The organism is Streptomyces solicamelliae, from assembly GCF_045348655.1.
In the GTDB taxonomy this organism is placed as follows: Bacteria; Actinomycetota; Actinomycetes; order Streptomycetales; family Streptomycetaceae; genus Streptomyces; species Streptomyces solicamelliae.
Genome location: NZ_CP160404.1, coordinates 365225 through 379768, shown reverse-complemented (window position 1 = coordinate 379768; position 14544 = coordinate 365225). Strand labels below are relative to the sequence as shown.

At 72.9% G+C, this 14544-nt stretch carries 11 protein-coding genes; 3 read left to right on the top strand and 8 right to left on the bottom strand.

Features of this window, described 5'->3' with window-relative positions; all coding sequences use genetic code 11:
• Window positions 1-109: 109 nt before the first annotated feature.
• On the top strand, window positions 110-1099 hold the full coding sequence (locus tag ABZO31_RS01810) for an alpha/beta hydrolase family protein (protein ID WP_406859042.1): 990 nt from the start codon (window positions 110-112) through the stop codon (window positions 1097-1099).
• Between the two features lie 39 nt (window positions 1100-1138).
• Here the strand turns inward: ABZO31_RS01810 and ABZO31_RS01805 are convergent, their stop codons facing one another.
• From ABZO31_RS01805 to ABZO31_RS01780, 6 genes are all read right to left on the bottom strand, one after another.
• Window positions 1139-2083: a DUF5958 family protein gene (locus ABZO31_RS01805; protein WP_406859041.1), complete on the bottom strand. Its 945-nt coding sequence runs from the start codon at window positions 2081-2083 to the stop codon at window positions 1139-1141.
• Between the two features lie 10 nt (window positions 2084-2093).
• Window positions 2094-3371: a hypothetical protein gene (locus ABZO31_RS01800; protein WP_406859040.1), complete on the bottom strand. Its 1278-nt coding sequence runs from the start codon at window positions 3369-3371 to the stop codon at window positions 2094-2096.
• Window positions 3372-3431: 60 nt separating this feature from the next.
• A complete protein-coding gene (locus ABZO31_RS01795; protein WP_406859039.1) occupies window positions 3432-4754 on the bottom strand; it encodes a hypothetical protein in 1323 nt (440 codons plus the stop codon).
• Complete coding sequence (locus ABZO31_RS01790; RefSeq protein WP_406859038.1) at window positions 4751-7006, bottom strand: hypothetical protein; 2256 nt, start codon at window positions 7004-7006, stop codon at window positions 4751-4753. Before ABZO31_RS01790 ends, ABZO31_RS01795 begins: the two co-directional genes overlap by 4 nt.
• Before the next feature lie 66 nt (window positions 7007-7072).
• On the bottom strand, window positions 7073-7942 hold the full coding sequence (locus ABZO31_RS01785) for a hypothetical protein (RefSeq protein WP_406859037.1): 870 nt from the start codon (window positions 7940-7942) through the stop codon (window positions 7073-7075).
• A gap of 84 nt (window positions 7943-8026) precedes the next feature.
• Entirely contained in the window at window positions 8027-8938 is a 912-nt protein-coding gene (locus ABZO31_RS01780) for a LysR family transcriptional regulator (RefSeq protein ID WP_406859036.1), read from the bottom strand.
• A 143-nt stretch (window positions 8939-9081) separates the two neighbouring features.
• Between ABZO31_RS01780 and ABZO31_RS01775 the strand changes: the two genes are divergently transcribed.
• Window positions 9082-9684, top strand: coding sequence for a maleylpyruvate isomerase family mycothiol-dependent enzyme (locus ABZO31_RS01775; RefSeq protein WP_406865233.1), 603 nt, complete (start codon window positions 9082-9084; stop codon window positions 9682-9684).
• 125 nt (window positions 9685-9809) lie between these two features.
• Window positions 9810-11210 carry an NADP-dependent succinic semialdehyde dehydrogenase gene (locus ABZO31_RS01770; RefSeq protein WP_406859035.1) on the top strand — a complete coding sequence of 467 codons (1401 nt, stop codon included), beginning with the start codon at window positions 9810-9812 and terminating at the stop codon, window positions 11208-11210.
• 21 nt (window positions 11211-11231) lie between these two features.
• Here the strand turns inward: ABZO31_RS01770 and ABZO31_RS01765 are convergent, their stop codons facing one another.
• Both ABZO31_RS01765 and ABZO31_RS01760 read right to left on the bottom strand, forming a co-directional pair.
• The gene (locus ABZO31_RS01765) at window positions 11232-12275 is read right to left on the bottom strand and encodes a PHP domain-containing protein (protein ID WP_406859034.1); all 1044 of its coding nucleotides are present in this window, start codon (window positions 12273-12275) and stop codon (window positions 11232-11234) included.
• 59 nt (window positions 12276-12334) lie between these two features.
• Window positions 12335-14473: a SpoIIE family protein phosphatase gene (locus tag ABZO31_RS01760; RefSeq protein WP_406859033.1), complete on the bottom strand. Its 2139-nt coding sequence runs from the start codon at window positions 14471-14473 to the stop codon at window positions 12335-12337.
• Window positions 14474-14544: the final 71 nt, after the last annotated feature.

Here is a 14544-nt window from a genome sequence, read left to right as displayed (position 1 = left end):
TGACAAAGCGGAGCGGTGATCCGGATAGTAAATGGAGCAGCGTTCCGTTTCAGCGTAGCCGAAACGGGGTCGCTGCCGACTGCCTGCCTCGCGAAAGGGATCCCCCGTCATGAGCAGCTCTTCCTTCTCCTCCTCCACCCCCGTCGACGTCGGCGCCGACGTCTCGGGCGCGCGCCCCGTCCCCGTCCTGTCCTACAGTCCCGTGGTCCTGTCCGTGCCCGGACGTCCCGTGGACCTCCAGGTACGGGTCTCCGCCCCGGCGACCGGTACCGATCTCCCCGTCATCCTCCTCTCCCACGGGCACGGTCCCTCGCACCACCTCTCCTCGCTCCGCGGCTACGCGCCGCTCGCCGACCACTGGGCGGCCCACGGATTCGTCGTCGTCCAGCCCACCCATCTCACCTCCCGGACCCTGAGCCGCCTCGTCGCCGACGCGCCCGGCGCGCCCGACTTCTGGCGCTCCCGCGCCGAGGACATGACGCACGTCCTCGACCGCCTCGACGTGATCGAACGCACCGTGCCCCACCTCGCCGGGCGCATCGACCGCACCAAGGTCGCCCTCGCCGGACACTCGCTCGGCGGCTTCACCGCCGCCCTGCTGCTGGGCGCCGGACTCGACGACCCCGACACCGGAAAGGTGGTGCATCTTGCCGACCCCCGGATCAAGGCGGGTGTACTCCTCGCCGCGCCCGGCCGAGGCGGCGACGTCCTCAACGGGCCCATGGCCGCGCAGTGGCCGATCATCGGGGCCGTCGACTTCTCCACCATGACCACACCCGCGCTGGTCGTCGCCGGCGACCAGGACGACTCCCGGCACTTCACCGACGTGGGACCGGACTGGCACGCCGACCCGTACACGCTCGCCCCCGCGCCCAAGACGCTCCTCACCCTCTTCGGCGCGGAGCACGGACTCGGCGGGATCGCCGGATACGACGCCGCCGAGACCACCGACGAGAGCCCCGAACGCGTGGCCGCCCTCGCCCGGCTCACCGCCGCCTACCTCCGCACGCGACTCCACCCCGGCGACACCGCCTGGGCGATCGAGTGCGAGGCCCTCATCGGCGGGCCCGACCCGGTAGGACGCGTCGAGTCGAAGTGACCCGGGACGGGGACGCGACGTGCGCTCCTGCTCGGCTGCTCAGACGACCGACGCCCTGAAGGGATCGGTGGGATTGATCGCTGCCTCGTCGAAGAGCTGCTCCAGCGCCTCGTGCCCGTGCCGTCTGCGGAACTCGATCTCGGCCGTCGTCACGGGCAGGGCCCAGAGGATGCGGGCGTGGCCCCCGGGAACAGGGCAGTGCTCCAGGTCGGGTCCGTGGAGATAGGGCAGGCTGATCAGCAGGTGATCACAGGTCGAACCCGGTACCCACGGTTCACCGATCGGCAGGCTGTGCTCCAGGTCGAGCTGCTGCCCGCCGCAGTGGTAGAAGGCGATCATCGCCATGAGTTCGGTGAAGCGTGGGTCGCGGACATGGGAGGTCATGACGAACTCGACTCCGTGACCGTCCTTCTCCATCGCGTCCCAACATCCGTTCGTGACATAGGCCCAGCGGTCGCTGTGCGGACCGGGAGCCACGACGAGAACGCGCAGACGCGGCAGCACCGCTCGCCGCTCCGGCCCGAGGCCGTGGTCGACGACCTCCACGGAGTGCCCCTCGAAGTACGCCCGGACATGCGACTCCACGGCCTCTACGGCCCCCGCGGCCGGCGTCGGCAGGTTGTGCCATGCGTGGCCGCATCCGTCCGTGCAGTACCGCTCGCGTCTGCGGGTGTCGGCGATGGTGAAGAGTGCCACGAGCAGGCGGAACGACTTCGTGAGTTCGTAGGCCGGGAGGTGCTCCATCCCGAAGCGCCACTTCGTGAGCATCACGGCGGGGGTGTGGGTGGGCCTGATGCCCGAGCGTGCGATGGCCTCGGGTGCGTCGGACTCGCGGGCGCGCGCCTGTCCGCAGAACAGGACCAGCGCGTGCAGGACCTCGCGCCGGTCCTCCTCCGCGAGTCCCTCGAACCACTCGACCCCGTCGGCCACCGGTCGGAGTCCTTGGGCGAGTTCGTTCAGGATCACTTCGTGGGCGTACAGCACGGCGTCCCCCTCAGATGCGGAGTGTGCCCGGGAACGCGCCGTGGCCGGCGCCCGGGTCGGTCACGGCCAGCCAGCCGTGGCCGCGCACCTCGGTGTCCGGGCCGACGCCGTCGGGGTCGACCGACAGGTACGCGCAGGCGGAACGGGCGCCTGTGGTCCCCGCGTTGGCCGGAGTGTCGTCGTACTCCGGGTCGAAGTCCTCGTCGTCGACCGCGAGGGTCTCCCACGGCAGCGGATCGCCCTCCCACTCCGGGTCGCTCTCGGCGGCGTACCGGCGGATCACCCGGCCGTTCTCGGCCACCATCCAGATGTCGGCGCCGCCGGCGTCGTCCAGGAAGAAGATCTGTGCCTGGCCGCAGTGGAGGCTGACGCGCTCCACCGTCTCGATCATGTCGTACCAGGGGTCGTAGCCGACGAGCAGTTCGAAGGAGCCGAGGATCAGGCGCCAGCCGTCCAGCTCCGGCGTGACGAACACCCGCCCCGCGGTGCGGTCCTTGCCGTCCGGCCCGGGCACCCGGATCTCCCGGCCCTCCGACGCCGCGACGCCCGCGGCGACCGTGACGGGCCGCCGGTCGTGCAGGCCCAGGGCCTCGAACACGCCCTCGTACGACGCCCCGGGAACGGCCATCCACCAGCCGCTGAGCGTCGACGACGGAAGCGACGGGGTCTCGTGCGGGATCTTCACCCGGATCAGCCGCTCGATCGCCGCCCGGTCACGGTCGTCGAGGGCGTCGACCCCGCCGCCCGCCACCAGCGCCGCCATCGCGCCCCGCCTGATCCCGGGGGACGCCGCCGGGTCCCGGCGCAGCGAGCGCAGTCGCGGCCGGAAGGAGTCGTGCATCATGCGGGCGTAGTCGGCCGCCTTGAACGGGACGAGGCTGCTGCGGGCATAGCACTCCACCAGGGCCCGCAGCCCTGCCTCGGAGTCCGTCCGCAGCCGGTAGAGCCCCTGGAAGCCCTTGCCCGACGTGCCGTAGTGCGGATCGGCGGCCATGGCCGCGTACTGGTCGGCGGAGCGCTCGTCGAACACCCCGAGGAACCGGCCCGCCTCCCAGTCCTGTATCTCCTTCCGGCGCCACGCCGCCAGGACGGCGTCGAAGGCCGCAGGCCCGATGCGCTTCAACGCCCGCATGACCGGCTCCAGTTCGGCCGTACGCTTCGCTCCGGCCACGCGCTGCAGCAGCGTCGGCACCACGGCGTCGGCGTGCTCCGCCAGCTGTGCGGCCGCGGCCTCCACCCGCGCGGTGTCGTCGCTCTCCAGGTCCTCGAGAAGGGGATCGATCTTCATGAGGCAGCACAGTAGTCGCGCCCACTGACGGCGAGGATGCCGGATGCCGCCCGGCCGGGGCTACCTGCGCTCCGCCGCGGCGAACCAGGCGTTCGAGCCCCGCAGGAGCAGCAGCACGAACACCGTGACGTACCCGAGGACCGCGAGGGCCGTGGTCAGGTAGGCGGCCTGGTACGACCAGTCGGGGTAGATCTCGGTGACACTCGGGAACGGGTCCTGGTACTGCCCCGCACCCATGCTCTCCCTCAGCCGCTGCGACTCCTCCGTGAGCCGGCTCAGGGTCGTCTGTGTGATCGCCGTCAGGAGACCGCGGCCCGTGGCCAGTGCCGCGAACAGGGCCGTGGCGACGAGCGCCATGACGCGTGCCCGCGGGCGGGGCAGGCGGAGGGCGAACGCCAGGCCGATCAGGAGCGCCGCGACGGCCACCAGGGCCACCACCACGAGGACGGTCGGCGCCGCGGCACTGTCGGGGAGTTGGGGGAAGGCCACGTCGACGCCGTACGGAGCGGTCTGCTTCTCCATGGTCCGCCGATAGTCGTCGAGCCAGCCGACGACCGCCTGGTACGTCCGGATCTCCACCACGGCCGCGACGAGGGTGACGACCGCGACGCCCACCAGGACGGCCATCGCCGTGGTGACGGCAACCGGACGAGGACCGGCCTGGACCGGCGGCCAGTGCGGTGGCGGCGGTGCGGAATGAGCGAAGGGTGGATGGGCGGGAGGCGGGGGCAGGTACGGGGGCAGGGGTGGCTGGTGCGGGGGAGAGGATCGCCGGTACGAGGGAGGCGGCGGCTGGTTCGTGAAGGCGGTCGGCGTCGGTTGCCGGCCGGGCGGTGGGGGAGCCCAGGGCTGTGGCGGAGCCGGGAGCGGTGGGCGCTCGCTCTGCCGGGCCGCTCCGGCCGCGCGGAAGTAGAGGTGGGAGGCGGGCAGCGCCAGCAGGGTGAGCGAACCGAGCGCCAGTACGAGCATCCCGCCGGCCACGATCCGGGTCAGGTCGCCGTACCAGGGAACGGAGTCGAGGAAGCCGACGGCGAGCAGCGCGATGTCGCAGCAGACGCACACTCCGCCGACGACCCAGGTCGTCACCCGGGCACCCTGCCGTCCCCGTCCGTCGAGCAGAGCCAGCAGCAGGCAGATTCCGCCGAACAGGATCGTGACCACGGCGAACGCGATCAGCCCGTACGCCGCCAGATCGCCTGCCGCGCCCTCGGCGGCCTCCTCGCTCCGGCGGTGTCTGAACTCGGGGACGGCGAACAACGTGCCGACCGCCGAGACCAGAGCCAGTGCGGCCACTCCGGCGAACAGGTAACTCGCCGCGAACACGGCGCCCGGCGCCCGCGAGGGTGCCGCCGCGAGGGTCGGTTCCACACTCGTCGCCGTCACTGGGCGGCCCCTGTCGGTACGTCGGTCCGGCGGCGCCACCACACCACGCCGCCCGTCACGAGCCAGGCGGCGAGCGGTACGGCGCCGAGCACGTAGAACAGGGGCTTCGACGTGGCCGGTTCGGGACTCGAGAACGCTTCCGCGTACGGGACCGCGGTCGTCTGTCCACCGAGCCACATGTCACCGCCCTCAGTGCTCGGCGCGTCCAGCGCGTTGTGCGCGGCGACCCTCCACGCACGGTGCTCCTTCGTGAAGGTCGCGGCGCTCAGCCGGTTCTGGTTGATCCGGGTGAAGTCCACCCCGCCGTAGACGTAGGTGTTGGTGTAGATGACGTTGCCCTTGGTGGTCGTGCGCTTCACCTTGAACTCGCCGTTCTTGTACGACTGGACGTACCGGTCGAAGACCTCGCGGGGGGTCCACTTCTCCTGAGAGGCCCAGCGGCTGATGTCGCCCTTGCCGATGAGGTCCGAGTACGCGGTGTCCTTGGTGGTGCTGCGCTGGCGGAACCACTCGGCGGCGACCCGGCTGGCGTAGACCCGGCGCAGGTCGGCGTACTCGGGCGCGGTGTTCACCGCGTTCTGGACCTGCGGCAGGATCGTCGTGCGGTACAGCGTCTCGTTGTGCCGGGTGCTGGCCTCGTCCTGCTCGCCGCAGCCGGTGTGGCCGTCGACGCCCGGCGTCTTGATGACCTCCGACTCCATCTTCACCTGCAGCGGCGCGTCCAGGATGTACAACTCGTCGCCGTTGTCGCGGACGGTGGCCGTGCCGGGCACGATCCACTGCCGCATGGACACGCACTTGGTGTCGCCGCGCAGGGAGTCCCAGAACTTCTGGCCGCCGGGCTTGTCCGGGTGGATGAACTTCGCGACCGACTTCTTCATCGTGAGGTCGGCCTCCAGCAGTACCCGGCCGGCGTCGGTCCTGCCGAATTTCTCGTCGATGATCCGGTTCGGCTCGTCGGGGTTGAGGTTGACGGTGAACGCGGACGGCGGCAGCTCCAGCCAGACGAAGAAGGAGTCCGAGGCGAGCCGTGCGGCTCGACGGCCGCCGAAGGACTCCTCGTCGGCCGGCAGGGCGTCGGCCTTGAACGCGTACTGCACGCCGGAGCCGTTGTGGTAGGTGTCGGAGACGTAGCGCAGCTCCAGCGTCGAGAAGTCGACGCCGCCGAGGTCGTCCTCCGCGAGTTCGGGATGGCCGGATTCCGCGGCGAGTCGCCGGTCGACCTCGCGCAGTTCGGCGGCCTCCTGAGGGGTGTCCCCGGAGCCGGCGATCTCCGCGGGCGCCGCGGCAGGCGCCTGGTACTGGTCCGGGGCGCGCAGGGTGTCGTCGGCGGAGGCGCCGCCCTGAGGTCCGCCGGCCTGCGGCCCGCCCTTGGGGGTGCCACCGCCGTCAGGACCGCCGCCGTCGGGTCCGCCGTCGTCCGGACCGGTCGTGAACTGGTCGTTCGGGTCGTGCGGCGGACCGCCCGGGTTGATCACCTTCTTCTGCGCCGGCACCACGACGTAATCGATGCCGGCCTCCGCGAGCAGCCTTTTGGACTGTCCGCTCGGCGGTACGGCGAAGACGTACACCACCCGCCTGGGGTTGGCCTTCCCCCGCTCGGCCTCGACGAACGCCTTGTCCCGCGCCAGTTCCTTCTCGCTGATGCCCTTGCCGGACTTGAGCTCGTAGTACAGGCCGAGTTCCTCGTTGGCCAAGTCGTAGTAGCGGTTCGCCTCAGGGACGTTCACCTCGGTCTGCCAGCCGTGGTTCGCGCCGAGCTTGAGCCGTTCCGCTACGTGTTGGACGTAGGCCTTGCCCTGGTAGTCGTTGCCCTGGTTCGAGACGTACCTCGGGAACCACTTGCTCCAGGGCGCCACGATCGGCCGCCTGCCCACGGGATTCTCGCGGTACTTGTTGAGCTTCTTGGCCTTGTCCCGCTGGTAGTCCTGCCACCCTTTCAGGGCGTGCTGCCACGTGCCCGAAACATCGGCCCGCTGGTCGAGCATCGCCGCCGCCACCTCGTGGGCCTTCGGCTGTGCTCGACCACGCAGCCACTCGGCGGGGTTCAGGAACTCGTACGTCTGCTTCGGGCCCAGGGCCGGCCGGGACCCGCCCGGCAAGGTCTCCGGATCCGTCGCGGGCCCCTCGAAGCTGGGCAGCGGAACCGGCTTCGGCGCGGCCACTCCCGGGCCCGCCAGGCCGAGCGGCCCGCACAGCGCCGCCAGCGTCACCGCGACCAAGGACGTTCGGACCCGACGGCGTACGCTCACGACCAACTCCCCCTGCAGGCATAGGTGTTGACCAACGTAGCGACACATGCCCACGGGAAGGGAGGTTCAAGTGAGGCGATCGTAGGCGTGACGAAGCACACCCGGCGCACGGTCGGCGAGCGCGACCTGGATCAGCAGGAACGGGACCGCCACCGTCCCTTCCTGGACCAGCTGGTCCAGGAAGGGACGCCCGACGAACATGTTGTCCCCGTCCGGCTCGCCGGGGTGGTAGCACCACTGCGCGCGCATCGCCGGCCGCAGCACCTCGCCCAGGTACCAGGAGGCGCCCTCGGCGAACTCGGCGTGCTCGGCCAACTCGTCCGGATCGGACACCTGCCGACGCGCCGCCGCCTCCAGCTCGTCCAAGGACCCCTGGCTGAAGTCCCAGCGTTCGGGACGCTCCGCGTACGTGGCGAGCCAGGCCGGCAGACCTGCCGCTCGCTGCGCCAGCCACGCGTCCAGGTACGGCGAGTCGAACGTTTCGGTCGGATCGTGATCGAGGACCGGGGTGGGCTCCTTGACCGGCGTCCAGTCGGGTTCGGCAGCCTGTTTCTCGGCGACCGCCCGCTCCAGTGCCCGCCGGCTGCGGCCGAACGCGTCGCCGTCCTGATCCCGTCGGGCCCGCTCGACCAGCTCCGCCGGGCAGACCGCGGGGAGCCCCAGCCCCGGGTCCGGAGACACGACGGGCAGACCGCGCCGTTCGTCCCAGGTCCAGTGCCCCCCGGCCGCCGACAGCAGGGACTCGCCGACGTATCCGGCGACCCGCTCCAGGAAGTCCGCCGCGGGCGCCGCCCGGCCCACCAGCTCCGCCTCCACGCGGGCCAGCGCCTCCGGCGAGCGGTCCGACAACGTCACTGCGCCCGGCGGCAGTTCGAGGTCCACCAGACCGGCCAGCAGGGGCTGCATGCCCTCCAGCCACTCCTCCAACGGATCCACGCCCACTCCCGCCCGTCGACCCCACGGGGCTCCGCGGGCTCCACCCCATCGTCCGCCGCCGGAGTCACTCCGCGCAACGACCCCTCAGGCACCCGCTCCGGGCCGGACGTCCGGCAGCGCGGCGTGCAGCCGGCCCAGGAACGCGCGGGCGGCCGGACCCGTCGGTCCGCCCTCCCGGTGCGCCAGGGCGACCCGCCCGCGCAGGGCGGGCCGGACCAGGGGCAGGACCCGCAGCCCCTCCGGCACCGGCTCCTCGCCCCACGGCAGGACCGCCACGCCCAGGCCGCGGACCGCGAGCTGCCGCACCAGCGGCGGAATCGCCGCCTCGAAGGCCACCCGCGGCGCGAACCCCGCCTGCGCACAGGCCCGTTCGAGCACCGCCCGGACGCCCGTCCCGCGCGGCAGGCAGATCAGCGCGCGGTCCGCCAGCTCCGCCAGGGCCACCTCCTTCCGCCCCGCCAGCGGATCGCCGGCGGCGACCGCGGCCACCAGGGGCTGGTCGATCACCACCCGGTACGCGAGCCCCGGCGGCGGCTCCGCGTCGGCCGTGCCCAGCAACGCCAGGTCGAGCTCCCCGGACAGCAGGGCCGTACGCATCCCGTCCGACGAGTCCTCCGTCAGCGACACCTCCACGCCCGGATGCGCGTCCCGGAACTCCCCGAGCAGTGCGGGCAGTTCGAAGGCCTCGCCGGCCACCCCCGACACGATCCCGAGCCTGACCCGGCCCCGCAGCAGCCCCGTGTACTCGTCCACCGCCTGCCGCGCCCCCGCCACGGCCGCCAGGGCGGCCCGCGCGTACGGGAGCACCGCGCGCCCCACCTCCGTCGGCGTCACCGTCCGCCCGGACCGGTCGAGCAGCGGCTGCCCGAGGTCCCGCTCCAGCTGCCGGATCTGTGCGCTCAGCCCCGGCTGGGACAGGTGCAGCCGGGCCGCGGCCCGCGTGAAGCCGCCCTCCTCGACCACGGTGACGAAGTATCGGAGACGACGGAGTTCCATAACCACGGATTCTAGGTGGGAGCAGATACAGCTCTTGGACTTATACCGGCCTTCGCCCGCACGCTGGTCCCATGAGCGATGCCCCGACCCCCACGCCGCCCCCCACCCCGCTGACCACCCCGTCCGACGCCGCCCTCCGGGCCATGATCGCCGCCGAGCGGCGCGAGCTGGCGGACCTCCTCGACGGCCTGGACGACGTCCAGTGGCAGGCCCCCAGCCTCTGCGCCGGCTGGCGGGTCCGGGACGTGGCCGCCCACATGTCCACGGGGTTCCGGCTGTCGCTCCCCGCGACGCTCGTCGAGCTCGCCCGGGCCCGCGGCAGTCTGCACCGGATGACCGACCGCGTCGCCCGCCGCGACGCCGACGCGCACACCACCGCCGAGCTCGCCGCGTTCCTCCGGGACAACGCCCACCACCCCTGGAAGCCGCCCGTCGGCGGACTCGCCGGGGCGCTCGGCCACGACGTCGTGCACGGCCTCGACATCACCGTCGCCCTCGGGCACGCACGCCGCGTCCCCGAGGAGCGGCTGCGCGTGCTGCTCGACGCGGTCCGCCCGAGCGGCGTGCGGTTCTTCGGCGCCGACCTCGGCGGCGTACGGCTGGAGGCCGACGACCTGGACTGGTCGTACGGCTCGGGCAGCACCGTCCGCGGCCCGGGGCAGGACCTGCTGCTCCTCGCGTACGGCCGCAGGCTCCCCGCCGGGCGGCTGCGCGGCGCGGAGAGCGACCGGTTCACCCGGGCCTGACGCGCCCGGACCGGCGGTCGGCCGTACCGGGGAGGGGAACCGGCGCGTTCCATCGGCCCCCTCCCGATTGCGCCCGTCCCGCGACCGGGGGAGGGTCGGAGCGTCGGGTCCGCAGAGGAGACGCCATGCCCATCGCCACCGTGAACCCCGCCACCGGCGAGACCGTCCGGACGTACCAGCCGCACTCGCCCGAGGAGGTCGAACGGCGGATCGCCGCCGCCCACGCCACCTTCCTCACCTACCGCACCACCCCCTTCGACGAGCGCGCCCGTCTCATGCGCCGTGCCGCCGACCTGCTCGACGAGGACCGCGACGACATCGCGCGCACCATGACCGTCGAGATGGGCAAGACCCTCGTCGCCGCCCGCGCCGAGGCGGCGAAGTGTGCCAAGGCCATGCGCTGGTACGCCGACCGCGCCGAGCGGCTGCTGGCCGACGAGCGGCCCGCCGACCCCGACGTGCAGGACTCCGGCGCCGACTCCGCCCGCGTCGTGTACCGGCCCCTCGGGCCCGTCCTCGCCGTGATGCCGTGGAACTTCCCGCTCTGGCAGGTCGTCCGCTTCGCCGCGCCCGCGCTGATGGCCGGCAACACCGGACTGCTCAAGCACGCCTCGAACGTCCCGCAGACCGCCCTCTACCTGGGTGAGCTGTTCCACCGCTCGGGCTTCCCCGAGGGCTGCTTCCAGACTCTGCTGATCGGCTCCGGCCAGGTGGAGGCGGTGCTCCGCGACCCGCGTGTCGCCGCCGCGACGCTCACCGGCAGCGAGCCCGCCGGACGGTCGGTGGCCTCCATCGCGGGCGACGAGGTGAAGAAGACGGTCCTGGAACTCGGCGGCTCCGACCCGTACATCGTCATGGCCTCCGCCGACCTCCGGCGCGCCGCGTCCACCGCCGTCACCGCCCGCGTGCAGAACAACGGCCAGTCCTGCATCGCCGCCAAGCGGTTCATCGTCCACGCCGACGCCTACGACTCCTTCGCCGAGGACTTCAGCTCCCGCATGGCGGCGCTCGTCGTCGGCGACCCGCTCGCCGACGGCACCGACGTCGGCCCGCTCGCCACCGAGCAGGGCCGCCGCGACGTGGAGGAACTCGTCGACGACGCCGTCGCCAAGGGCGCGCAGGTGCTGTGCGGCGGGGTCCGGCCGGAGGAGCTGCAGGCGGGCTGGTACTACCGGCCCACCGTGCTCGCCGGGATCACGCCGGAGATGCGGATCCACCGCGAGGAGGCGTTCGGCCCGGTCGCCACGCTGTACCGGGTCGCGAACGTCGACGAGGCCGTGGCCGTCGCCAACGACACGCCGTTCGGCCTGAGTTCCAACGTCTGGACCCGCGACACGGACGAGGTCGACCGCTTCGTCCGGGACCTCCAGGCCGGTGGGGTCTTCGTCAACGGCATGACCGCCTCCCACCCCGCGCTCCCCTTCGGCGGCGTCAAGCGCTCCGGGTACGGGAGGGAGCTCTCCGGCCACGGGATCAAGGAGTTCTGCAACATGACGACGGTGTGGCAGCGGAAGTCGCGCGACTGACCACCGGTGTCCGGCGGGTCCTCAGCCGCCCGCCGGCGCCTCCCGCGTGCGCGTCCACTCCAGGACCGCGTCCGCCGACCAGGTGTTGATCACGCGCTCCGCCGGCACCCCGCACTCCTCCGCCCGCGCGCACCCCAGAATCTGCCACTCCAGCTGACCGGGCGCGTGGGCGTCGGTGTCCACGGCGAAGTACACGCCCGCCGCCACGGCCTGCCGGAGCAGGCGGCGCGGCGGGTCGAGCCGCTCCGGCCGGCTGTTGATCTCCACCGCGGCCCCGGACTCCGCGCAGGCCGCGAAGACCTCCGCCGCGTCGAACTCCGACTCCGGCCGCCCCCGTCCCGTCACCAGCCGCCCCGTGCAGTGCCCGAGCACGTCGAGCAGCGGGTTCTGCACCGCCTTCACCATCCGCCGGGTCATCGCCGGCGCCTCCATCCGCAGCTTCGAGTGCACCGAGCCGACCACCACGTCAAGCCGGTCGAGGAGTTCGGGCTCCTGGTCCAGCTCGCCGTCCGGCAGGATGTCGCACTCGATCCCGGTCAGCAGCCGGAACGGCGCCCAGTCCTCGTTGAGCTCCGCCACCACGTCGAGTTGCTCGCGCAGCCGCTCCGCCGACAGCCCGCGCGCCACCGTCAGGCGCGGCGAATGGTCGGTCAGCACCGCCCAGTCATGGCCCAGATTCACCGCCGTACGGCCCATCGACTCGATCGACGCGCCGCCGTCGGACCAGTCCGAATGCAGATGACAGTCGCCGCGCAGCGCCGCCCGCAGCGTCTCCCCGCCGACCGTCGAGCCCACCACGTCGAACGAGTCCGCCAACTGCTGCTCCAGCCGGGCCAGATACCCCGGTACCTGCCCCGCCAGCGCCTCCCGCACCACTGCCGCCGTCTTCGGCCCGAGCCCCTTGACCTTCTCCAACGTCCCCGCGGCCGCCCGCCGTTCCGCCTCGCCCGGCTCCATCGCCTCCACCACGGCCTGCGCCGTGCGGAACGCCCGTACGCGGTACGTCGGTTCCTGCGCGCGCTCCAGCAGGTACGCGATCCGGTTCAGAGCGGCCACCGGGTCCATGGGGTTCCTTTCGTCCGAGCGGTCGTACGAGGCGCGCACGGCGCCCCGCGGGCGTCACCTCACGTCGTGCCGGCGCCCGTGCCGACCTCCGCCCCGGCCCCCGCGTCGGCCGCCGAGCCGATCTCGCACCACACCGCCTTGCCCTCGCCGCGGGGCTCCACGCCCCACCGGTCCGACAGCGCGTCGAGCAGCAGCAGCCCGCGCCCCGAGGTCGCCGCCTCGCCCGGAGTACGCCGCCGGGGCCAGGCGCTGGAACGGTCCTGCACCGAGAGCCGGACGCGACGCACCGGCTCCGGCAGCACCTCCAGGGTCAGCACCGCGCCGCCCTCCGTGTGCAGGAGCACGTTCACCAGCATCTCGCCGGTGAGCAGTTCGGCGTCGTCGGCGAGATCGCCCATGTTCCAGTCGCGCAGCGCCTGCCCGACCGCCGCCCGCGCGTCCGACAGGCCCTGCGGATCGGCCTGGTGGATGTACTGGTGGATCCGCGGCGCCCGCGGCGTGCCCGGGTCCGGGCTGCGGCGCAGGACGAGCAGGGCCACGTCGTCGCCCGGCCCCCACCGCTCCCACAACTGCTCCGACAGGTGGTCGGCGAGCGCCTCGGCCTGCGGCGGGCCGCTGCTGACCGCCGCCGACAGCGACTCCATGCCCGCGTCGATGTCCGAGCCCGGCTGCTCGACCAGCCCGTCCGTGTACAGCACCAGCGTCTCGCCCGGCACCAGGTCGAGCCTGGTCTCCGGGTACTCCTCCTCGCCGAACACCGACGCGAGGCCCAGCGGCAGCCCGCCGCGCAATTTCGGCCGGCCCACCCGGCCGTCGGTGTGCCGGATCAGCGGGCCCAGGTGCCCGGCCCGTACCGCCCGCACCGTCCCGGTGGTGAGGTCGACCTGCGCGTACGTGCACGTGGCGAAGCGGTTCGTGTCCAGCTCGGCGAGAAACCGGGAGGCGCGGGCCAGTACCGTCGCCGGGGCGTGGCCCTCGCCCGCGTACGCCCGCAGCGCGATCCGCAGCTGGCCCATGATGGCGGCGGCGTGCGTGTCGTGGCCCTGGACGTCGCCGACGACGACGCCGACCCGCCCGCGCGGCAGCGAGATCACGTCGTACCAGTCGCCGCCGACCTGCCGGCCGCTCCACGCCGCGTGGTAGCGGACCGCGATCTCGCCGCCCGTGATCTCCGGGATCCGGCGGGGCAGCATGGTCTCCTGCAGGCCGGTGGCCAGTTCCCGCTCCTCGTCGAAGAGCAGCGCCCGCTGCAGCGACTGGGCGACGATCGCGGCGAGACCGAGGCTGAGGTTGCGCTCGTCGGCGTTGAACGCCGTCCGCCCCCGGTAGAACAGCGCCATCCCGCCGAGCGAGCGGGCCTGCGCGACGAGCGGCAGGTACGCGGCGGCGCGGAAGCGGAGCCGCTCCAGGTACGGGGCCAGCTGCGGGAAGTCCCGCCCCAGGGAGGGCAGGGACGTGACGAACCGGGGCCGCCCGCTCAGTACCGTCTCGGCGAGCGGCAGCCCGCGATCGAGGCGGCGGCTGCGGAAGTCGTTCAGGACATCCAGGGACTCGCCGCTGAGGGCGATGATGTTCAGCGCGCCGTTCTCGACCAGGCCGAGCGCCAGGCCGTCCGCGCCGAGGCGGGCCAGCCCGCCCGGGCCGGTCAGCGCCGCCGTCACGTCGTCGACGGTCACGGCACGGGACAGCGCGTGCGTGGTGCGCTCGACGATGCTGGTCTGCACCTCGCGGCGCTTCTCCAGCTCGAGGACGAACGCGGAGTGGGTGACCTCGGCGGTCGCGTCGCGGACGATGCCGACGATGCGGTGCGCCATGCCCTGCGCGTCGCGCAGGATGCGCGCCTGGACGTGCGTCCACTGATGGGTGCCGTCGCTGCGCTCGGTGCGGAAGTGGGCGCTGTACGAGGTGCTGCCGCTGATGATCGCCTCGCGGATGATCCCCTCGAGGCGGGCCCGCTCCTCGGTGTCGAGCGCGGCCACGACGGAGGACGGCCGGGAGTCGAACGTGGCCGGGTCGAGGCCGAACACCAGCAGGCCGGCGTCGTCGACGTCGATGGTCCCGGCCGTCAGATCCCAGTCGAAACTGCCCGTGCGGTTCATCGCGAGCCGCTCGGTGGGGCCGATCTCGCCGTTGAGCGGCCCGTCCGGCACCGGGCGCGGGGGCGAGCCGGCATCCGGACGCCGGTCGTGTTCGGTCATCCCCCTCATTGTCGAACCGGCGGCCCGGGAACGCCATGGCGATGCGCACTCTGTCCGCCCCGGACCGGGCC

Coding starts and splice junctions, on each gene's coding strand:
- ABZO31_RS01810 (WP_406859042.1), top strand. CDS start 110: ATGAGCAGCTCTTCCTTCTCCTCCTCCACCCCCGTCGACGTCGGCGCC.
- ABZO31_RS01800 (WP_406859040.1), bottom strand. CDS start 3,371: ATGAAGATCGATCCCCTTCTCGAGGACCTGGAGAGCGACGACACCGCG.
- ABZO31_RS01780 (WP_406859036.1), bottom strand. CDS start 8,938: ATGGAACTCCGTCGTCTCCGATACTTCGTCACCGTGGTCGAGGAGGGC.
- ABZO31_RS01775 (WP_406865233.1), top strand. CDS start 9,082: ATGATCGCCGCCGAGCGGCGCGAGCTGGCGGACCTCCTCGACGGCCTG.
- ABZO31_RS01770 (WP_406859035.1), top strand. CDS start 9,810: ATGCCCATCGCCACCGTGAACCCCGCCACCGGCGAGACCGTCCGGACG.
- ABZO31_RS01765 (WP_406859034.1), bottom strand. CDS start 12,275: ATGGACCCGGTGGCCGCTCTGAACCGGATCGCGTACCTGCTGGAGCGC.
- ABZO31_RS01760 (WP_406859033.1), bottom strand. CDS start 14,473: ATGACCGAACACGACCGGCGTCCGGATGCCGGCTCGCCCCCGCGCCCG.